This is a genomic window from Viridibacillus sp. NPDC096237 (assembly GCF_050278625.1).
In the GTDB taxonomy this organism is placed as follows: Bacteria; Bacillota; Bacilli; order Bacillales_A; family Planococcaceae; genus Viridibacillus.
Genome location: NZ_JBNNTI010000021.1, coordinates 1 through 21354 on the forward strand (window position 1 = coordinate 1; position 21354 = coordinate 21354).

The 21354-nt window shown below is 32.8% G+C and carries 20 protein-coding genes and 5 pseudogenes; 7 read left to right on the forward strand and 18 right to left on the reverse strand.

What is annotated here, in order from left to right; genetic code table 11:
• The 3 genes and pseudogenes from ACQKMD_RS12585 to ACQKMD_RS12595 form a co-directional block, all read right to left on the reverse strand.
• Positions 1 to 107, reverse strand: a pseudogene (locus ACQKMD_RS12585) (transposase); the annotation flags it as partial.
• Between the two features lie 81 nt (positions 108 to 188).
• A pseudogene (locus tag ACQKMD_RS12590) lies at positions 189 to 263 on the reverse strand (type II secretion system protein); the annotation flags it as partial.
• Positions 238 to 399 carry a hypothetical protein gene (locus tag ACQKMD_RS12595; RefSeq protein WP_427752471.1) on the reverse strand — a complete coding sequence of 54 codons (162 nt, stop codon included), beginning with the start codon at positions 397 to 399 and terminating at the stop codon, positions 238 to 240. The pseudogene ACQKMD_RS12590 and the gene ACQKMD_RS12595, both read right to left, overlap by 26 nt.
• Positions 400 to 554: 155 nt before the next feature.
• Between ACQKMD_RS12595 and ACQKMD_RS12600 the strand changes: the two genes are divergently transcribed.
• The 3 genes and pseudogenes from ACQKMD_RS12600 to ACQKMD_RS12610 all read left to right on the forward strand — a co-directional run.
• Positions 555 to 914 (forward strand): hypothetical protein, encoded by a 360-nt coding sequence (locus tag ACQKMD_RS12600; RefSeq protein ID WP_427752472.1) that lies wholly within the window; start codon positions 555 to 557, stop codon positions 912 to 914.
• Positions 915 to 1042: 128 nt separating this feature from the next.
• The gene (locus tag ACQKMD_RS12605) at positions 1043 to 1546 is read left to right on the forward strand and encodes a hypothetical protein (protein ID WP_427752473.1); all 504 of its coding nucleotides are present in this window, start codon (positions 1043 to 1045) and stop codon (positions 1544 to 1546) included.
• A gap of 7 nt (positions 1547 to 1553) precedes the next feature.
• Positions 1554 to 1718: pseudogene (locus ACQKMD_RS12610) on the forward strand (two-component sensor histidine kinase); the annotation flags it as partial.
• A 350-nt stretch (positions 1719 to 2068) separates the two neighbouring features.
• Here ACQKMD_RS12610 and ACQKMD_RS12615 read toward each other — a convergent pair.
• The 5 genes from ACQKMD_RS12615 to ACQKMD_RS12635 form a co-directional block, all read right to left on the reverse strand.
• A complete protein-coding gene (locus tag ACQKMD_RS12615) occupies positions 2069 to 2725 on the reverse strand; it encodes a helix-turn-helix domain-containing protein (protein ID WP_427752474.1) in 657 nt (218 codons plus the stop codon).
• A gap of 824 nt (positions 2726 to 3549) precedes the next feature.
• A complete protein-coding gene (rodA, locus tag ACQKMD_RS12620) occupies positions 3550 to 4710 on the reverse strand; it encodes a rod shape-determining protein RodA (protein WP_427752476.1) in 1161 nt (386 codons plus the stop codon).
• A gap of 779 nt (positions 4711 to 5489) precedes the next feature.
• Complete coding sequence (locus ACQKMD_RS12625; protein ID WP_427752477.1) at positions 5490 to 5684, reverse strand: YwbE family protein; 195 nt, start codon at positions 5682 to 5684, stop codon at positions 5490 to 5492.
• A gap of 168 nt (positions 5685 to 5852) precedes the next feature.
• Positions 5853 to 6170: a DUF3784 domain-containing protein gene (locus ACQKMD_RS12630; protein WP_427752479.1), complete on the reverse strand. Its 318-nt coding sequence runs from the start codon at positions 6168 to 6170 to the stop codon at positions 5853 to 5855.
• A 220-nt stretch (positions 6171 to 6390) separates the two neighbouring features.
• Positions 6391 to 6912 carry a dihydrofolate reductase family protein gene (locus ACQKMD_RS12635; RefSeq protein WP_427752480.1) on the reverse strand — a complete coding sequence of 174 codons (522 nt, stop codon included), beginning with the start codon at positions 6910 to 6912 and terminating at the stop codon, positions 6391 to 6393.
• Positions 6913 to 7030: 118 nt separating this feature from the next.
• Here ACQKMD_RS12635 and ACQKMD_RS12640 point away from each other — a divergent pair, with 118 nt between their 5' ends.
• Positions 7031 to 7972: a helix-turn-helix transcriptional regulator gene (locus ACQKMD_RS12640; RefSeq protein WP_427752481.1), complete on the forward strand. Its 942-nt coding sequence runs from the start codon at positions 7031 to 7033 to the stop codon at positions 7970 to 7972.
• A 998-nt stretch (positions 7973 to 8970) separates the two neighbouring features.
• Positions 8971 to 9105 carry a hypothetical protein gene (locus ACQKMD_RS12645; protein ID WP_427752482.1) on the forward strand — a complete coding sequence of 45 codons (135 nt, stop codon included), beginning with the start codon at positions 8971 to 8973 and terminating at the stop codon, positions 9103 to 9105.
• A 170-nt stretch (positions 9106 to 9275) separates the two neighbouring features.
• On the opposite strand, the gene ACQKMD_RS12650 is transcribed toward ACQKMD_RS12645, so the two are convergent.
• Positions 9276 to 10814: a M60 family metallopeptidase gene (locus ACQKMD_RS12650; RefSeq protein ID WP_427752483.1), complete on the reverse strand. Its 1539-nt coding sequence runs from the start codon at positions 10812 to 10814 to the stop codon at positions 9276 to 9278.
• Between the two features lie 248 nt (positions 10815 to 11062).
• Between ACQKMD_RS12650 and ACQKMD_RS12655 the strand changes: the two are divergent.
• A pseudogene (locus tag ACQKMD_RS12655) lies at positions 11063 to 11231 on the forward strand (IS5/IS1182 family transposase); the annotation flags it as partial.
• A gap of 464 nt (positions 11232 to 11695) precedes the next feature.
• Here the strand turns inward: ACQKMD_RS12655 and ACQKMD_RS12660 are convergent.
• The 7 genes from ACQKMD_RS12660 to ACQKMD_RS12690 all read right to left on the reverse strand — a co-directional run bounded on the left by ACQKMD_RS12660 (position 11696) and on the right by ACQKMD_RS12690 (position 17632).
• On the reverse strand, positions 11696 to 12565 hold the full coding sequence (locus ACQKMD_RS12660) for a DUF4097 family beta strand repeat-containing protein (RefSeq protein WP_427752484.1): 870 nt from the start codon (positions 12563 to 12565) through the stop codon (positions 11696 to 11698).
• 20 nt (positions 12566 to 12585) lie between these two features.
• Positions 12586 to 13290, reverse strand: coding sequence for an ABC transporter permease (locus ACQKMD_RS12665; RefSeq protein ID WP_427752485.1), 705 nt, complete (start codon positions 13288 to 13290; stop codon positions 12586 to 12588).
• Between the two features lie 89 nt (positions 13291 to 13379).
• Positions 13380 to 14072, reverse strand: coding sequence for an ABC transporter permease (locus tag ACQKMD_RS12670; RefSeq protein WP_427752486.1), 693 nt, complete (start codon positions 14070 to 14072; stop codon positions 13380 to 13382).
• Positions 14065 to 14988, reverse strand: a complete 924-nt coding sequence (locus ACQKMD_RS12675) for an ABC transporter ATP-binding protein (protein ID WP_427752487.1) — start codon at positions 14986 to 14988, stop codon at positions 14065 to 14067. The genes ACQKMD_RS12670 and ACQKMD_RS12675 overlap by 8 nt, the downstream gene beginning before the upstream one ends.
• A gap of 243 nt (positions 14989 to 15231) precedes the next feature.
• A complete protein-coding gene (locus ACQKMD_RS12680) occupies positions 15232 to 16167 on the reverse strand; it encodes a sensor histidine kinase (RefSeq protein ID WP_427752489.1) in 936 nt (311 codons plus the stop codon).
• A gap of 1 nt (position 16168) precedes the next feature.
• Positions 16169 to 16864, reverse strand: a complete 696-nt coding sequence (locus ACQKMD_RS12685; protein WP_427752491.1) for a response regulator transcription factor — start codon at positions 16862 to 16864, stop codon at positions 16169 to 16171.
• Between the two features lie 405 nt (positions 16865 to 17269).
• Positions 17270 to 17632: a hypothetical protein gene (locus tag ACQKMD_RS12690; RefSeq protein ID WP_427752493.1), complete on the reverse strand. Its 363-nt coding sequence runs from the start codon at positions 17630 to 17632 to the stop codon at positions 17270 to 17272.
• A gap of 306 nt (positions 17633 to 17938) precedes the next feature.
• On the opposite strand from ACQKMD_RS12690, the pseudogene ACQKMD_RS12695 reads away from it, so the two are divergent.
• Positions 17939 to 18656: pseudogene (locus tag ACQKMD_RS12695) on the forward strand (IS3 family transposase); the annotation flags it as partial.
• A 230-nt stretch (positions 18657 to 18886) separates the two neighbouring features.
• Here the strand turns inward: ACQKMD_RS12695 and ACQKMD_RS12700 are convergent.
• Both ACQKMD_RS12700 and ACQKMD_RS12705 read right to left on the reverse strand, forming a co-directional pair.
• Positions 18887 to 19819, reverse strand: a complete 933-nt coding sequence (locus tag ACQKMD_RS12700; protein ID WP_427752494.1) for an aldo/keto reductase — start codon at positions 19817 to 19819, stop codon at positions 18887 to 18889.
• Entirely contained in the window at positions 19816 to 20589 is a 774-nt protein-coding gene (locus tag ACQKMD_RS12705) for an IclR family transcriptional regulator (protein WP_427752496.1), read from the reverse strand. Before ACQKMD_RS12705 ends, ACQKMD_RS12700 begins: the two co-directional genes overlap by 4 nt.
• Between the last annotated feature and the right edge of the window lie 765 nt (positions 20590 to 21354).

The following is a 21354-nucleotide window of genomic DNA, read 5'->3' on the forward strand; positions in this document are numbered from 1 at the left end:
TTGTGCGATAAATTGCGCGCTACGTGAACTAAACAGGTTTGGTAGTGTGCCTTCGGGAAAATCGAAGAAATGGCGCCAACCATGCCTTTTAAGCCATCCGAGATAAAACGATTTTCTATTTGTCGATCTAACTGTTTCTTTCCCACACTTATACCTATTGTGCAAATGAACATTGTAATTGCCAAAACAAGTAGCATTTCGATAAGAGTAAAACCCTTCTGATTGTTACTATGACATTTAGTATGAAACGTCAACTTTTCCATCTGCTATCGTAATTGTTTTCCCTTCACATGTTTTTGAATCACTTGCTTTTAAATATTCTTTATTTTCTAATTCTGATATCGACGTCGGATATTGTCCTAAATCAATACGATAAGCCTCTACTTGTCCCTGTACCATTTTTACATAGGCATCGATTTACAATAAGCTGAAAATTGAAATCCAAAACTTATAAAAAATTTTAGATTCCAAGAAGGTTTTTGGAAAAATTTTAAGAATAAGTATTAATATAGTCAACAAATGAAGAAATTATTTAAATGAAGGAGAAAAATTTTATGAAACGGATAGTAACATTAATAGTAGTTATTATATTTGTAGGAATAGGAATCTCATATTATGTAAATATAGATAAAAACTATCATACATTAAAAGATTATTATGATTTTCCAGTTCCTAATAGTGCAAAGTTAGGAAATGAAAATTCCAGTGAAAATACCAATACTAAAAGTTATTTTTGGGATAAATCATCAGGCACTGATGTTCCACTTAGTTATAGATTAATGATTAAAAAAAGTGGCTGGAAACAAGTAGAATTCGAAGGAACTGTTATAACTTATAAAAAAGATGGAAAATTTATAAAGCTCGCTTTTTCAAGAGACTATATTGACATTGTAAAAAATGAAAATAAAAAATAACCATCTTTTTATATTTTCAAAAATTTGGCAAAATTATACAATATTTAACTAATGCCTCTTTTGATATTTGGTAAAATATAGTATAAATTAATTATATCGTTCAAACTAAATAAAAAAGGGGTATTTTAATGAAAAAAATATATTTAATGGGTTCTTTATGTTTGAGTTTCATATTCATTTTAATGTTTAATGTTGGAAATGTTTCTGCGGAAAAACTAGATAACAATACTAACGCATCTTCTGTTAAAGACGACGTCAATAGTTATACTTTGGCGGAAGTAGAAAAAATTATAGAAGACTACCTTGAATCTAATGGTAAAAATTTTGATCCTGGTTCCCCTCAATATTCTGATTTTATTTTTGACCAATATTTAAATGGTGCTAATCCTGAATTAGCAAATAGAGATGACTATCAAGCTATTGCTGTTTATTTGAGTGAATATCAATACCAGTTATTATTACAGGAAGAAAAATCACCTAGCAATCTTATTTCTATAGGAAGTAAGTTATATCCTGCTAAATTTGATTTAGGTAAAATCAAAGATTTAACTATAGGAGAATTAAACAAACAAATCTTGGAAGAAGAAGCTGCCGCTGAAATACTAAATTCTAATATTAAATATAGAAAGTAGTGTTATCTCTATCGGTGATAATGGAATTGGTTTTGATATTGATAGCGTTAACTTAGGGCTAGGATTAAAAATTATAGAGGATATTGCTAGATCACTGAATATAAAATATACTTTAAAATCAAATCAAAATGGAACATTATTTTCTTTCATAGCCGAAAGATATATAGAGTAAACTATTTACTTAATTAAGCTGGGATAACTAATATATGAACTAAACCCCGTATAGCGGACACATAATAAAGTGGCGCTATACGGGTTTTTTTCAGCTTAAAATCTCATTATAGGTATTACACTCCGTGGAAAAATGGAAATACATTTACCTAAAGATCACAAAACCTTATACACTTAAGTATACAGCATTTTAAAATGCAAGTGATGTAGTATTTACTCCACCAACCACCTTGATTGAATCTTTTAACAAGCTAATAAAAAAATACAGCAGGATATCGGCTCTGTAACTTAATATCTTAAAGAGACATCTACATAAATATTCGACAATCGCTTTTAGTTAGATTTAATTTTTCATAGAGTATCTTTTTTAATTGTTAATAAATTCAACACCAGTTGTACAGCCATAGCATCGTCTAAATAACCAATTGGAAATGTGTAATCTGGAATAACATCTACTGGTAGTATGAAATATATGAGCGCACTTCCAATTAAGGCTAGTTCAGCCGGAGTACCCTTCTTTAGGCGGAAATTCTCATACATTCCCTTCAAATTGCTAATAAACGGACCTATACTACCCACCTTCTGAACCTTCTCCTCAAAGCTATTCAGTATCGTTTCTTTCCCATCCTCTGTTTGTGTATATTGTTCATAATTAGCTAATTTCTTTTCAACACTTGCTATAGAAAAATTCTTATCATATAAATTAGCAGATTCGAGGAAGGTTTGAATGTTGTCAACTGAAGTATGAATATCTGAATCTAACTTATCCTGCTTCTGTTCAATATCATATCCAGCCGCAGCAAATAACTCTGAAAAGGGGACTCCAAGATGTTTGGAGAATTTTTGTATATGATCAGGCTTTGCTTTCCGTTTACCGTTGATAATTCGTGAGATTGTAGCTGGATCAATATCAGTGAGTTCACTAAGTTTCCGCATTGATAATGATCGTTCCTTTAATAAGTCTTTTAACACCAAACCAAAATCACTATTTTTTCTTCCTACAGACATATTCTATTTTCCTTTCAGTATAGTTCATGTTCAAAAAGAAGCAATAAAAGAGTCGTGAAGACGAGTTTTCGAATGTAGAAGCAAGTCTTTGAAAAAGCGACAGCTATTTTTTTAGCAGACTTTTTGAAAATCCTTTATAAATAATCAATGCGATTTGTTACAATTGTAGCATAAAAAAATGAACAAACTACTCATAAAAATTCTCAGATAACGGTAAGATTGAACTTGATTTTACTTTATGGTAACTATATTCTTTCACTTGATTTTTTTAAACAGCTGAGAAAAAAACGCTTACCATTTCCCCTATCATACTGCACTTCTATTTCTCCTACAATTTAGAAACTTAATTTGTAAAAGAGTATATGTGATTTTTTATCACCATGTATTTCAATCACGAAAACAAAGTTTTTTGAAACTTCACAGCCCTCTTAAACCTACTCTTAATCATTCTTCTATCCTAAAAGAAGTAATATCTTTTCAAAATGCTCTAAGTTAAACAATTAAGCCAGAACATTCTCTCCTTTTAAAAATTTGTAAAAAATGACAAAACATCAACTCTATAACCACTTATTCCTTATCCATCAACTATATGAGAGTGACAATAGTGAATAATATCCATCTTTTAATCTATACATTTGCTCCATCAAATATATTTCAAACTTGACGAATTGTCAACACCATAATTAGACTGATCCCTTCCCCATTAACAATACGAGAGGGGCAACGGTGCATAAACTTCATCTTGTTCATTTTTTCATAAAAATAAGACATTTTATTTCCAATGAAAGTTGGTGATATGTGCCCAAGCTACCAAAAGATGAATTTTACATAATTTCACTTTTACTAAACATATATTTTTTTGTACGTATATTTACACTGAATACCAATCCCAGAGCAAGCATATTGGTTAAGAGTGCACTTCCTCCATAACTAAACAGTGGCAAGGCAATTCCAGTAACCGGCATTAACCCGATTGTCATAGCAATATTTTGAAAAACTTGGAATGATATTAACCCAATAACCCCAGCACAAATATAGTAGCCTAACACATTATTAGAACTTAACCCGATGATCATTATTCGATAAAGCAATATAAAATACAATAATATTAATATAGATGCACCAATAAAACCAAATTCTTCACCAATCACTGAAAAGATAAAATCAGTGTGTGCTTCGGGGATTTTGCCACTTTGCACTTGTATCCCCTGGTTGAACCCACTCCCATACATTTGACCTGATCCAATACCCAGAACGGCTTGTTTTAGTTGATATCCATAGCTTAAGGCATACTCATCAGGACTAAGCCAGCCATATATTCTCTCCAATTGATGAGGTTTAATGATTTTTATAAAAATGTCATAAAAATTATTGTGTAAATAAACAAGAAAGCCGATTAATGCTATAAAACTGGAAACTACGAGTCCAACTATTTTGTAAGCTATTCCAGAAACAAGCATTAAACTAAGAGCTATTGCTCCAATGACAAGTGCGGAGCCTAAATCAGGTTGTACCAAAATAAGATAGAACGGAACAATTGATAACAAAAGTACTTTTATGGTAATGGAAATACTATGTTTAAATGAAAGCGCTCGATTTGCAAAACGTTTTAATATTACTGATAAAAATAAAATTAGAAACACTTTCATAAACTCAGATGGCTGTAAATCAAAAAAGCCGAAACTTATCCATCTTGTAGAACCATTTTTAAACGTTCCGAAAAAGTGTACAAGGATTAACAACACAATTCCTACAGAATAAAAAGGCAGTGCCCATCTTTCAAGCAATTCAAAGTCGAATAACGCCACTCCCACCAAAACAATTGCACCAATGCTGTACCAAATTACTTGTCTTTTCACATAATAATAAGGATCATGCGTTTGATATTGCCCTGATCCACTATAAACAGCAATCAAACTGTATATGAATAAACAGCATAAAGTAATCAGCAATATATAATCCAACTGAATTTCACTTCTCTTCAAATAATCCCCACCTTTCAAAACCTATAATACATCGTAATGAAACTCTATTTTTTTAATAGAAACATAGGCCGAATAGAATGTTTAAGTGAATGATGATTCCAGATTATAAGGAATTTAAATATTTTAACAATTCACTATAAAAGATAGCATCTCTGGACATTATTGGGCATCAACGTATTTCTTTTATAGGAGCCTCACCTAACAAGAATCATATTCAAATAACATCCACATCATATATATTTAAGTAGCGTGGTGTCAATGTGAATTACTGTCAATACTCGATAGAATGTCTACAGAATACGTTGAGTTTAAGTGTGACAATTATTCCTTCATGCTTAGAGACAATAAAATAATAGAACCATCATGTTTTTACAAATTGGTTTCTCGTCATCATTTTCCATGATCTCAAGATTATTCTTACTATCAACTATAAAAATGAATGAGTAAAGATAGATCAGGTTTTCCGAAGCTTACCGCTTGCTTTTCGCGGGCGAGCGCCGAGCCGCTTCGTCGCTACGCTCCTGCAGGGTCTCGTCTGTCTCGCTTTTTCCGCAGGAGTCAAGCGGACGCTTCTCCAAACCAATAAAATGCTTGTACAAAAAGAAAAAGACTGTAGAAAACTCGTTTTTCGAGTCTGTCTACAGTCTGAGCATTGCAAAAATGCAACGCTTTTAACAAAGCAATATAACCGTAAGAAACTAGCCATTAGTTAGCATTTTTCATCCGAACTATTTCCCGCATAGCTTCAAAAATTTGTATCTAGTATATAACATTTATCATTACTCGATAATGTCACATACACGTCCAATTTGACCATCTGTAAGACGGACTTTAATACCATGAGGATGGAATGAAGAATTCGTCAACAAATCCTTAACAACACCTCTTGTTTTATTGCCTGTTCGTTGATCTTTCTTTAAGATAACATCTACGACAAGTCCAGGCTTTACGTCACTTCGATTTTGTCCGTTCATTTGATAATTCCCTTCTCTGCTGCTTTGATGATTCATTTAGTATAGCATAATGATTCTACTGAATGGATAACAAGCAGCTAAAAACAATATAGAGTTTATTACCACAATATATGTATTAATTCAGAATTCTGTCTGTGCTTTTTTATCAATATCCTTCATTACTTTCCATCATTTATTTCTAAAGTTAATCTTAATGACAATAAAAATTGAGCTTACAAAAATGACTATCGTAAATAGCCATGCAACCCATTCACCAATATACTGTAAGCCGAACGGGAGTGCGATTACAATAACACCTATAAATATCGAAAAAATCCCCATATCTTTTGCAAGCTTTTCCTTGTCCCCTTTAAATTCAGATTCTTGGAAACCTGCGATTAAGCCAAGCTTTTTCTTTTTCCATATCAACCATCCACATAAGAACATAAGTAAACCCAAAATCAAACATATAAGAACAGCTATTAAAAACTCCGTATTTGAAATCATGTATTCAACACCCTCTTATAAATATTTATTGATTATTGCTTATTTCGACATTTTGTTTATAATAGTCATGAACACACAAAACTGTAACCTTCTTAATAATAGCATTTCATCCTTATTTTGTATATTTATGCAGATACTTAAAATTGATAGAAAACTTCTATCAATCGACAGAAGTTCTCTGTTACAATACTATTTTAAAAGAATAAAATGTCTGAAATAATTATTTCACTATATAATGCAATTGGACAAATTGTCCAAAGCGTTTTGTATCAATTAAAGTCAAATTGATTTGTGGATTTTTTTCTCTAAATAATGGAATACCAGAACCCAATATATGAGGTGTAACAGTTATAATATACTCGTCAATTAAGTTTTCTTTTATAAAGTCATCCAATATACTTGCTCCACCAACCATCCATATTTTAGCGCCTTTTTGATCTTTCAATTTTTTCGTAAACGCTACTACATCCTCATTTACAAAATCCACATATTCATTAGACCCTTGGTCAGAAGTCGTAAAGACATAGTTTTTCTTTTCAGGATATGGGAACGATTCTGCATGTTCGATTACATAGTCATATGTTCTTTTTCCCATAATAGTAGTGTCTATCGTTGCATACATCTCTGAATATCCATTATCCCCTTCCCCTTCTACTTCATATAACCATTGCAAGTCATCATCTTCTTTAGCAATAAATCCATCTAAACTAACACCTATATATAAAATAACTTCTCGTGACATAATTTTTGTCTCCTTTTATCTTTAGATTGTCCCTAATTGATAAAATCATAAGGTATAAACTATACTAACGATAAAACATGACAAGTAATGGCATGTTTAAAAAGAAAAGGTGAAATAAATGTCAAAAGCAAAACGATTGTTAGATATTCTTATGTTTGCTAATGCAAAAAGAAAGTTTACGGCACAAGAAATTGCGGATGAATTTAATATTTCCATTCGCACAGTTCATCGGTATATTTTAGATTTGAACGATATGGGCTTACCGATTTATGCTGAACAAGGACGGAACGGTGGATATACAGTATTACCTAATAGGCTGCTCCCTCCTATTTTATTTACAGAAGAAGAAGCTGTTTCAATCTTTTTTGCTTTTCAATCTTTAAATTACTATCGCAACTTGCCTTTTAATACAGAAATCAACTCCGTTGAACATAAGCTTTTTACTTCACTTCCGAACGATGCCAAAGTAAAAGTAGATAAAATTAGTTCCTATATCGCTTTTTGGAATCCTAAAAGGACAATTGAAACACCATTATTAAGAGATGTTTTAGACGCTTCTATTAAAAATAAAAATTTACATATTCAATATGAATCTAAATCGGGTAATAAAGCAAAGCATGTTCGTCCTATTGGTGTCTATGCCCATGATGGATTATGGTATTTGCCCGCTTATGATTATAGTAAGCAAAAAATATTACTGTATCGTGTTGATCGTATTCTTTCAATTATTTCAACTGAAAATAATGAAGATGAATTTATGAATTTAGAAGAATGGTTTGGCTCTTATGAAGTGAAAAATCCAATTCGGCTACACGTTCAATTGAAGATGGAAGGCGTACGCCAATGTAAAAGCGTGCCTAGTTTTGAAGGGCTTGTAGTAACAAACGAAGATGGTACTGGTTATATCGATTCTTTCATTGACCAAGGGGAGCTTGGCTTTATAACACCACTATTTTTTAGGCTTGGTATTCATGCACGCGTTTTAGAACCAAAGGAATTAATAGACGGTATGTGTTCACAAGCTAAAGAAATTTTAGTTATGTATCAAGATGGTAATTAAGGTATTATTTTTTATTAGTCTTGTCGATCTTCCGAAATCTGAATCTGAAATGTTTTTTTATAAGTCTTTTACTTCAACTAATCTGCCTTAGAGCAACAAAATTTTATCCAACACAAATTAAAAGCCAGGGTTAATGTGCTCTTGCTTCAGATTGAATACAAAACTTGATTTTGGTTTCTAGCCATCATTTTCAATCACCTCAAAATTATTCTTACTTTCAATTATTAAAATGAATGCGTAAATAGAAAAGTAGAAAGGTCATTTTATTGGTTTGGAGAAGCGTCCGCTCGACTCCTGCGGGAAAAGCGAGACAGACGAGACCCTGCAGGAGCTTAGCGACGAAGCGGCTCGGCGCTCGCCCGCGGAAAGCGAGTGGTAAGCTTCGGAAAACCTAATCTATCCTGTATAAAAATGAAAAGACTATAGAAAACTCGAATTTCTTCGCAGTTTGTCTACAGTCTGAAGTCTATTTAATTGAATGAATCAATAGAAAATTAGAAGGCAACATTTTATTGGTTTGGAGAAGCGTCCGCTCGACTCCTGCGGGAATAGCGAGACAGACGAGACCCTGCAGGAGCTTAGCGACGAAGCGGCTCGGCGCTCGCCCGCGGAAAGCGAGTGGTAAGCTTCGGAAAACCTAATCTATCCGGTTTAAAAATAAAAAGACTGTAGATAATCCGTTTTTTCCTAGTTTGTCTACAGTCTTACATCTATTAAAATGAATGAGTCAATGGAAAAGTAGAAAGTAGCATTTTCTTGGTTTGGAGAAGCGTCCGCTCGACGCTCGCCCGCGGAAATCGAGTGGTAAGCTTCGGAAAACCTGATCTATCCTGTTTAAAAATAAAAAGACTGTAGATAATCCGTTTTTTCCGAGTTGGCACATGAAGTTATTTAATGGCATCTGGAAGCATAGAAACAGGATTAACTGACTTGAAAATCACAATTGAAGGGGAATCTAACATACCTTTTTGGAATCATGATTTGAAAGTTAAAGCTTTTTGACACTATTAGAATCCATCGACATTAAACATTATTATGAAGATAACAAAGTTGATGAAGCTGATGAATCGTATAACAAAATCATCCAAACAGCTAAAGCGGCTTTTGGTTATGACTTAGTAAATTTTGATTGATTAAATTCCCCCTCAAATTGTTCATTAACTTAAACAGGAAATAACCTTCGAATAGCTTGTGCAGTATCTTTATGCTCGAAAATGACAAAAGGCATCGAGAGTGAGCTTCTTGATGCCTTTTGTCGACAGTCTGAAACCTGCAATAAGCAAGGTTTTTTAGGACTCTATTTTTATTTAATTTCTTTCCATAAAGACAATGCGAATATCCAATTTGGATCTCCATTTCCTTGATGGCTTTGAAGAGCTTCATATATTTTACCTTTGTGCTCTACTTTATCACCTTTTGTGTACGCTTTATGAGGATTCCAAATATCACCAGAAACTGATGTATCCGGTTTAATTGGATTAGAATCGGTACTTTTCCAAATTTCAGCTGTTAAGTTTGGATACCCTAGGGCCGCCACCTTTTGGATCGTATTATTATTTGGGCGTAATCCCCATTTTTCAAAAAATGGAATTAAATTTTGTTGAGCTGCTTTGGAGGCTTCAATCATAAATAATTGTTTCTTATCTTCATTATTTTTAGGTAATACACTATCAGACATATCTCTATACGATTGATGCAATTTTGGATAAAATTCTTCTCCATACGCTAGATTTAATTGCCATAGCATAGCAAGTTTAACAAAAAGATCACTAATCTCGTCATAATTCTTATTCTGCTGTTCTAAGTATTGAAAAACCTTAGGATAAACACCTTCTTTTTCTAATCTGGTCCGTTGACCAAATGCTTTTTCTACAGCAAGACTATAAATATTGTTCTGAACATCTGTCATATTATGAAATGCCCAAGGACTTTGTTGTCTCATATGCCCCGCCTCATGCCACGGGCCCCATCCATCATTTATAAATTTATCAATATCTAACACATGTTGGATTGCATCTCCTACATATGCAGTTCTATAAGGGTATGCATACATAAAATAATCTAGAGAATTGTTATCCTCAACATAATGTAGATAATGTTTATCTACTTGTCCTTCAGATAAGCCAGATATTTTATCTTGAATCCTAGTAGCTTCATCCAACTTTTTCAATAGTTGAGTAGGATCTGTGTTAGAGCCGATTAAATATTTTTTAACACGTGCCGGGCTAGCAGTTATCAATACACGCTCCCCTTTTAATTCCACCGTATGTGCATTTGGATATTGATTAAGCATATCTATTAAATCTTGTTTCGTATGCTTTCCAAGTTCATAGAGAGGGGTAGCCGTTCCGCCTGTTGTTACTGTTGTTTGAATGGTGCCTCCTTGTTGTTTATTGTAAAAATAAATCATCCCACCATTTGGAGACTGTATAGTGTTTGGACCAGGTTTTAATGTAAAGGATTTTATTTTTGAATCTTCTCTCCAAGAAGCATCATATGAAAAAGTTCCAATGTATGCTTCGATATTTTGATTTCCTGCTACCTGAATGATTATTTGTTCATTAGGCCTAGCGTATATCCCAGTCGGTTCATTAGGACTAAATTGTCTATCTCTTCTTTCGCTATTTTGGAATTTCGCGATATCTCCTTTTCCTGGAACTGAAAACTCCCGATTTTCCACTTTCGCAAATTTTTCGTTTTTTAACACGTTAGATACTTTCTGTTGCTGTGTTTGTTCTTCCGCAAAGACTTCTAATGAAGGCGTTATTCCGGTAGCAAACATAGAAAATAGAGCAGTTGCCATCACTAACTTTTTTGATTTTTGTTTCTGTCTTCTTTTCATCATATCTCTCCTACTATTTTTTATTTATTCAAATCAAGTATATACTATTACCTATATTTCCATAGTACCTTTTGATGCATTTTTTTACATTTTTTCTATAAATCTTCCAATATCAGCGCATTATAAATCATTCTTAACTCCTTATACAGATCAAATAAACATATCAATAAACACTTTGAATAGTATTATTAATACAAAATTATAGAAAATAATACCTTTATTGACATAATTTATTTATTATGTAAGACATCATTCAACGTCATATATGGAAAACGTAAGTGGCAATAGCCGACCATTTACGACATTCTGATGATATCAAGCAAATCTATGCGAGGCGTATAGAAACAATTGAACGTGTTTTTGCGGATGCTTACTTTTACTGCCATGAATTTGAAAAATATTGCTACTTGGACATGACAAGCTTTTTATAAAGAGAATATTGCTAGAAGAGTATGTTCTCTTTAGTAGGAGAATGCTATTTGCTGAACATAAAAAAAAGACAAAAGGCATCGTGAGTGAGCTTAGCTTCGGAAAACCTGATCTATCCTGTTTGAAAATAAAAAGAAAGAGAAAGAGTGTAGATAATCCGTTTTTTCCGAATCTGTCTACAGTCTCTATTTAATTGAATGAGAGTAAACAGAAAAGTAGAAGGTAGCATTTTATTGGTTTGGAGATGCGTCCGCTCGACTCCTGCGGGACCAGCGAGACAGTCGAGACCCTGCAGGAGCGTAGCGACGAAGCGGCTTGGCGTTCGCCCGCGGAAAGCGAGTGGTAAGCTTCGGAAAACCTGATTTCTTGCAGAATTAAACAACTTTATTTCCATAAAAATAGACTAAGAGCTGTGACAGCTTTTAGTCTACTGTTGCATTTATAATTAATTATCACTTTACATTAATTGTTCCATCTTCACTTTTGAGATCCAATGTATTAGTTGCATCACCAATTGTACCTACTTTAGATTTTTCAGTATTCGTGTTTATCTTCAAACCATCTAAATTCAGTGTTATATCAGATGAATTACTGCTAGCAGATACCATTAGTGAAGTAGGAACTTCTTTAAAAGATACCGCAATATCACCTGACTTTGTTTCTACAAGTAATGACTTTCCTTCTGCTGCATCTTCAACTTTTACTTCACCATCTTTTGAAGTAATTTTCATCTTAGTGCTGGCCACATTTTTAAGATAGTTATCACCAGAAGTAGATACTACATTTAAATTATTTAACGAACTGTTTTTTATACTTAGTTCCCCATCTTTTGAAGTAAATATACCTTTCTCTACTGACAGCCCTTCCATTTTCCCAGTACCGGAGTCGTTTGAAACTATAATATTTTTTATCTTTACAGCATTCATTTTTATATCACCAAAGCTATTATTCACTGAAAGCGTATCTAATACATTATTTGGGATAGAAATGTAGATAGTTCCTCTTTTTCCGAAACTGAAATTATTAGTAAAACTTCCACCTTCGTCTTGCTGATTAATTATTATTTTTTCACCATTATTTTCGATTGTTACTGGGTCACTCTTTTTGTCTTTTTGTTTTCCTTCAACTGAAATTGTTAATTTGTTTGATTCAGTATTTTTAAACTCAAGATCCCAAGATTCATTGTTTATGACTACTTCTTTAATCGCCTCTATTTCAACTGAAATTTCTTTCCTATAATTCTTTCCTTTTCCCGCCATCAAACTTAAAACTAATCCACCTATAGCTATGATTGCTATGGAAACTATAAAGATTTTTTTCACTTTTTATTCCTCATTTCCTTTTAAGCTAAATCTAGTTTTTCAACTTTATGGTAAGAAAGATAGCCTATTAGAAGTCCAAGTAGACATAGTGTAATTGGTACTCCAATGAATTGAAACAAATTAACCTGACTTCCACCATTAGATACATTTCCGTTAATTATGAAGCTAATTAATACTGCCGAGGTAATCGTTGTAGCCGTTGATTTTTTTCTCATACCAAAATAAAGAGGAATTAGGCTTACTCCAGCAATCATAAAAGCACTAATAATAGTTGTTGGCACTGTAGAGATCATATCACTCAAACTAACAGGTGTTTCAAAGAACCCAAAAGTTGGATTAAAGAAGTAAACTAATATACTTATGATAAAAGTAGAAATGATTATGCTAAAAAAACAGAATACAAAGACAATAGATAACTTAGCTTGCATTAATTTTTTTCGTTTCAGCGGATAGCTGAATAATAATTGAATCGTTTTGTTCCTGTATTCTTCAATTACTAAACGAGATAAAATGACACTCGAAAAAATTATAAATACGATTCTTATAAAAATATTAGCTAAAGACATGAATTCAACATAATCTGTAAACATCAGATCATCTTCAACTTTAGAACCCCACGCCATAAGAGAAACTGCCGCGAAGATTCCCACGATACAGATTATTAATCCTTTAAGATAACCAGATAACTGATTTTTTTTCCATTCTAATTTCATTAATTTAATCAAGTTAAACATCTCCATATAATGTTTTTTATTTTATTCTCAAGCAATAGTGACTAGGTTATTACCAATTCTTTTCTTGAACGTATTTCTAATTAAATCACATCTTCCTTCTCAATATTACGAATGGCTAAGTAAGCATTCATTACTCCGATGACGGCGAGTCCTAATTGAAAAGGAATGATAGTGACCATTGAAAATACAGGATTAGTAGAACAAGCAATCATCACCACTAAGAGCGATGAAAATATAGTGGTCGGAACAGAAAATTTTCGCATTCCAAAATACAAAGGAATCAAGCTAATTCCTGTAGAGGCCATGGAATATGGGATCATTTTGAAGACCTCAGTAAAATATTGACTGGCAGTGATTGAGAAAGGAACAAAGTGATAATAATCATTAATGATAGTAAATAGACCTCCAACAATAATATTAGTCAATAACATGGTGATAAATGTCAATGCAGATGTAATTAACAATTTGCTAGCAATCATTTTCTTTCGATTAACTGGATATGAGAACATAATTAATATAGTTTTATTTTTATATTCTTCAATAACTATTTTCGCAATTAATACTGCGGCAAAGACAATAAATGTAGCTCTGACCATTGCGCCTATCAATATAAAGGCATCTTGATGTGTTGTAACGATTAAGTCGCCTTCTTTTTGTGTTATATACATAATGAAACACAGTATTGCTGTCATGAGGATGTTTGCGATAATTGCGCTTTTTATATACCAACCAAATTTGTTTTTCACTAGTTCTAATTTGATTAATTTAAGCATGAATCCCTTCTCCGTTCATTAATTTCATGAAGTATTCTTCTAATGAGCTATGCTTTTTGTTGATACTTTCAATCTCAATATCATTCATAATAAGTGCCTTTGAAATCTCTTGTTGAGTTACAGTCATTTCATAAATGCGGATATTCTTTTCATTCATAATTTTATAATTATTTAATCCTAGATGATGATCTAAAATGTAAGCTGCTTTTTTAATATCTTGAACCGTTACCTCAATATAATCCGTTTGTTCCCCATTGATACTTTCCATCGAAACTTCTTTTAACAGTTTCCCATTTTGTATGACTCCTATTGTATCCGCCATTTGTTCCATTTCAGCTAATATATGGCTCGAAACTAATAGAGTAATGCCATATTCTTTACAAAGCATCTTAAAAAGATCTCGCAATTCTTTAATACCAATAGGATCTAGACCATTGATAGGTTCATCTAAAATTAACAGTTCTGGTTTTGTCGTAATCGCTCTAGCAATTCCTAATCTCTGTTTCATACCAAGAGAAAAATCTTTTACTTTTTTGTCATCGACATTGTGTAACTTCACAAGATCTAAAGCATGATCAATAGACTTCTTATCATAATAGCCCATGTACTCACAATGTAAGTAAAGATTCTCTCGAGCTGTTAGTTTGTCATAAAAAATAGGATATTCAATAATTGTTCCCATTCGTTTTAACACTTCATATGAAGTATTCGTTAACTTCTCACCGAAAATTTCTATATCACCACTTGTTGGTTTAATTAAATTTGTAATCATTTTCATAATCGTTGTTTTACCAGCCCCGTTCGGACCTAAAAACCCGTAAATTTCACCTTTTTTAACATTCATATTTACTCCGGAAACAACCTCTTTTCCTTCAAATACTTTTGTTAGTTGATTTGTTCTTAATATATATGTCATATTGTTTTCCCCTTTCGCTGTCTATTTTAATTGTATGGAACGATCTTCTCTTTTTTCTTACTCAATTCTTACAAAATCCTTAAGCTTAGAGAAAAGCACAAAGGGGACACTTAATAAAAGTCAACCCTTCCAATCAGAATGGGATATGAATCGTTGTTAATTTTCATAATCTTGAGGTAGTGGTTTGATTGACAATGAGTCCTAGAAAAAGAAAAAAGCTTGTAGAATGCTTCTTCCTACAAGCTAATATTTCATTCTTTTTAACATAATTGTAAATACTGTTTTGTCAAAAGGCTTGCTGGAAAGATGAATTTCCCCACCCAAAGCCTCCACAAGACGCTTCGTAATCGTCAACCCAAGCCCACTACCTTGATATATACGGTTTCTTGAATCTTCTAATGTGTACATACGCTCAAAAACCTTATCAATATGTGACTCAGAAATCCCTTTTCCTTTATCCCAAATATCAATGTACACATTCTTTTCATCGCTTTTTAAGGTCATACCAAGTGTTTTACCATCTTCGCCATACTTAATTGCATTTGAAATCAAATTATTTAATACTCTACTTAACACTTCTGTATTTCCATGTCCATATAACTGTTCATTTGGTATATCAATATCAACTGAGAAGCCCTTTGCAATAAGTAAATCGTAGAACGATAAAATATTTTCCTGACATACTTCATTCATATTAATTCTAGTTAACTCTATTTCTTTATCTCCTGACTCTAATTTCGATAAATCGAAGAATTTATGAATGAGTTCCATTACTTCAATCGTTTTTATATGTACCTTTTTCAATAAAACTTGTCGTTCATCCTCGGTCATTGTAGGATCTGTGTGTAACATTTCGACATAGCCAAGAACAACCGTCAGCGGTGTTTTCAAGTCATGCGATATATTAGAGAGCATTTTGCGCATAGACATTTCTACCTTCGCTTGATCGGCTTTTGTTGTCTGTATTGCTACTATTAAATGATTAATGGTAACTAATAACTTTTGCATTTCTTTATTGTCTGTCACAACTAATAACTTTTCAACTGTTTGCTTTTCTAAAATATTCTGTAGCTTCTCATATATGTATCGTAAATCCTCATCTTTATTTTTCTGCATTCTATATTGAAAAGAGATAAAACCTATTAATATAGCAATGATCATTAGCAAAAAAAATACCATTTTACATCACTTCCAACTTATATCCGATTCCCCACAACGTTTTAATGTATTCTGGGTTTGATGGATCATCCTCTATCTTTTCTCGCAGTCTTCTCATATGAACATTAATAACATTTTCATCGCCAAAATATTCTTCATTCCAAATGAGATTATAAATTTGAGCTTTTGAAAATACACGATTGCGATTCTTTGAAAATAGTTTTAATAGCTCAAACTCTTTAGAGGTAAGTTTAATGACTTCACCTTTCTTCCAAGCTGTAAAATTGATTATATCTATTTTCAAATCACCAATTTGTATAATTTTCTCTTCTACCTTTTGAGGAATTGAATATTTTGTCGAACGACGAATCCCCGCCTTCACCCGTGCAGACAACTCAATCATTGAAAAAGGCTTACAAATATAATCATCTGCTCCTAGCCCTAATCCAATCGCCTTATCCACATCTGTATCCTTTGCAGACATCATTAAAATTGGAACAGCACTACCTTCGCGGATCAATCTCACAACTTCTAAACCATCTAACTTCGGCATCATTATATCAAGAATGACTAAATCAAACGCACCTTTCATAAATTTAGCCAGTCCATCTTCCCCATCCGAAGCTGTTGCTACAACAAATCCCTCTTTTGTTAAATAGTTTTCTACCATTTCTTGAATAGAAATATCATCTTCGACAAGCAAAATATTAGATTGCATTCTTTTCTCACCTCTAGTTTATATATATAATTATACCGCAATATGGATTGCCTGTGAAAAAAAGGTTGTATTTTGATTTAGTAAAAATCAAGAATATCCAAATACCAGGATTTTTCATTTTTCTTTTTTGGTATCCTATACCCAATCTACAACTATGTGCATTAGTGTTAGTTCCAACAGAAGAGGGCCCCTTTTATAAAAGGCTCTTTTTTATGAGTGAAGTAATCGATGATATTCCATGTAATCATGGCAACAATGAAATATAAATATTTTTTTTGATAGATTTTAATAAACTCAGCACTCCCATTTCATGCGCTACTTTTATATTATTCATATATGTTTCTGGATATCTATTGAGGTAGAGCCGATTGATTATTTTCAAATAACTTCTTCAATAATTCTTCTTTAGTAAATTTTCCATAAAGACCATAAATATATTATTAAACCGACAATTCCTAACGTAATTCCTATTAATGCTTTAATTTTTGATTGAACTTTTAACCAAGTGAAAATGCTATGTACTACTATTCCAATAGAAAAGAGCAAACCGCTAATTATTTTCAAAAAAACTATGTCAAATATTCGTTCAATTAATAAAATTAGAATACTAAGTGCTATCAAACCGTAAGTAGAAAGAACGCTTTTTTTCGTCAACTCTTTCTTAAACTGATTTCGCTCTACTTCTGACATCTTCTTAAAAGCTCGCCTCATCATAACAGTTGGTATCAAAGTAAATAATAGCAATTGTATAATTGCATCTATTTTCATCAAATCCCACTTCCTTATACTTCATTGCCCTAAATTTCAAAACTTACTAATTTATCTAATTGTAAAATAAGATAAATAAAAAAACGAACAAGTGAAATATGAGGGCACTGAAAAAGTCCATAAAATAAATTTTAGCCATGGCTTTTTCTTCGATATCGTTAATTTCCGTTCCGGCGGACGCTTTCCTGGGGACGAACCTTGAGCCTCCTCGTCGCTAACGCTCCTGTGGGGTCTCAAGATGTTCGCTAGTTCCCCAAGGAGTCGCCGCCTGCACTCCAATCAACTAGTTTTATCGTTACGCAAACACCAAAGGAGCTTCGAGACCAACAAATTGGTAACTTGTGCAAGCTACACAAATTTAGATACGGTTATCGAAAAATCACAAAATCATTAACAGGTATTAGTGAGAAAACGGTGCAACGTGTTATGCAAAAATATAACTGGCAGTGCGGTGTAAAAGTAAAAAAACGTAAACGTACGGGCCAACCAGCTTATATCGCTCCCAATTTATTAGCCCGCGATTTTAGCGCAACAAAACCGTTAGAGAAGCTAGTAACAGATATTACTTACTTGCCTTTTGGACAAACCATGATGTATCTTTCAAGTATCTTAGATCTGTTTAATGGCGAGATTATTGCACAAATCATTGGATCTAAGCAAGATACAGCCTTTGTTTTATGTTTTACATACGCTCAATCAATTACCTAATTTACCAGAGGGCTGCATTCTGCATAGTGATCAAGGATCTGTCTATACATCTTATGTATATCAAAAAACAATCAAAGAAAAGGGAATTACCATGAGCATGTCTTGTAAAGGCACGCCCGTTGATAATTCCCCAATCGAAACGTTTCACTCTTCGCTAAAGTCTGAAACGTTCTACCTCGACGAAATTTATCGCACGACAAATGCGTGCGTAATAAATATGGTTGAAGAATACATTTATTATTATAACAATATCTGGATTAAAACGAAATTAAACAGCCAGTCGCCGGTACAATACCATCAACTAGCTGCAAAATAAGGTGTTTTCTTATTGTCTCAAAAACGATACTCAGTAGTGCCGGTGTTTACTATTAAAGAACATTACATTTACCTAGCTCATTATTGTCCTCTATTTTTGGCCTTCTTATTTCTATATTAAGCATAGATACTTCCTCCAATCACTTTTTCACTATTCTCATTTACATTTTTATGAATTTTAAATTCATTTTCACATAAACAAAGTAAAGGTAATTTAGAGCTGAGAAAATCTTAAACAATCTCTTCAATATCAGCTAAATCTTCGGTTGTAAGTTTTATCTCACTTGCTTTAAAATTTTCTAATATTTGTGCAGTCTTCTTCCCCCCAGGTATGACCGCTGTTACACCTTTTTGTGCTAATAACCAAGCGATTGCTAAATTGCCTACAGTTGTATCTTTCCTCTTAGCTATTTCTTTTAATTTCTCAACTTTTGATAAGTTAGCTTGGAAATTTCCATCTTTAAAAAGATCGACACTATTTCGCCAGTCTCCTGCATCTAATTTCAACTCTTTTGTATACTTTCCTCCAAGGATACCAAAAGCAAGAGGACCATAAGCAACAACAGCTATTTGATGAACGTTACAATATGGCAAAATTTCTGATTCAATATCACGGTTTAGCATGTTGTATTCAAGCTGTACTACATCAATATCCCCAGTGCTATTTGCTTCTTTTAACTGTGAAAGTGACACATTGGAAATACCGATAGCTTTGATTTTCCCTTCTTGTTTCAATTTCACCAATTCGGCAACAGCTAACTCTAGCGAAGCGCCAGGTTCAGGGAAATGGATATAGTAAATATCAATGTAGTCTAAGCCTAATCGTTGTAAACTGGCTTCACAAGCACTACGTAAAAAAGCAGGTTCATTGTTTACAGTTGATTGACCTTGATCATTTACCGTTCTTGCACCCTTTGTAGCTAGTATATACTGATTCCGTGGGAAACTTTGAAGTACCTCGCCTACTAATTCTTCTGAACGACCTGGGCCGTACACATCAGCAGTATCAATGAGTGTTACACGGTTATTTAATGCCACTCTCACTAACTCTTTTCCTTCTTCCTCATTCAAGTTTTCGTATAAATTATGTCCACCTACTGCGTTCGTTCCAAAACCAATTGTAGAAATTGAAATACCTTGTTTTTCGATTGTTGTATAGTTCATCCAAGATTCCTCCTTTTACATTTAGCGTGATAAGTAATGAGTTCTTCAGCAATTAAGCGACTATAACTGATGATTTTTTTGGAAAGCTGATTAAATTTTCGCCGTGATATATTTTCAGTTGAACCAGAAATGGCAAAGGCTGCTACAACTTCTTGGTTGATCATAATCGGGGCTGCTATACATCGCATACCGATTTCAGTTTCTTCATCATCAATAGCATAGCCACGTTTGTTTATTTCTTGGATATGCCGTAAGAATAGATTCTTTTCCTGAAACGTTTGAGAAGTCATTGGCGTAAAGTCGATAGTATCAATTAAGGATTGTTTATCTTCTTCGGACGGAAAAGCCAGTAGTACTTTTCCAATGGCGGAATGATGCACTTTAGATTTTCTCTTCCTTGACTGCACATCAATCTCAATACCCTCTCTATTCACAATTCGTTTCGTAACAAGTTGCTCATCTTCGATAACAGCAATATAAACATTTTCATGTATTTCTTTTACGACTTCAAATGGTGTTTCTAATCGATGCCAAGGAATCTTTTTAGGGTTCACAATGACCGTTTGAAAAAATGCCTGATTCACATAGAAATATGCCTTATCTTTCGTGATCAACTTGTATTCTTGTAAAATTGCTAAAATCCGATAAGTTGATGTAGAACTTAATTCAAGTGCATTCCCAATCTCAGTCGCTTTCAGTTTTGCATGCTGTTTTAATAACTCTAACATCCTAAGACCATTTTGCAATGTTCTTTGCTCAGTTGCTTTCAACTCACTCACCTCACTATATGTTTAGCATAATGATTGCTTGAGGAAATAGAAAATAATTGTACGATTTTTTCGTATATAGGGAAAATAGGCGGATGAATTGCTATTTTTTTGACTCTCAATAACTTGACTAAACGTAAAGACTATCACTTAATTCTTTTAATTGTGTACATCCTGATACCTTTTTCTCTCCATAAAATATATCACAATAAGGACTGAAAGAAGATTTAATAGCGTAGCTGTTAATATCAGCAATAGGCTTAAGCTATGATACGGATTACAATCAACAGTAACAAGATGTAACCACTCACCGCTGTATTTCGATTTAGATCCCAAATATCCACTTTGCATACACTTTTTTTAATTATTATTGAAGAATAGTTAAAATAATTGACTTTATCTGCAGAAACTATTTTCCTATACATTATTTTATAATAGGATATTTTCATATCATGATTAGGAAGCGATTTCTTGTTTTTCACAATATTTCTAGCTATTATTTTTGCTATACTATCAGTTTTAAATACCAATAAGCTAATCTGTTTAAAAGATTATCCATCAACAAGGCAATTAAATTTGCAAACTAAAATACTCATGACAATACCTATAATCGCCTTACTTATACTTTCAATTGTTATATACAATTTTCATTCTTTATATGAAGAATGAATGTCTCACGCATTACTTTTATTAAGTATTTGGATGCTAACTACCTACTCTATTTTTATTTATAGAAATATAAAAAGTCTAAATAATAATTTAACTACT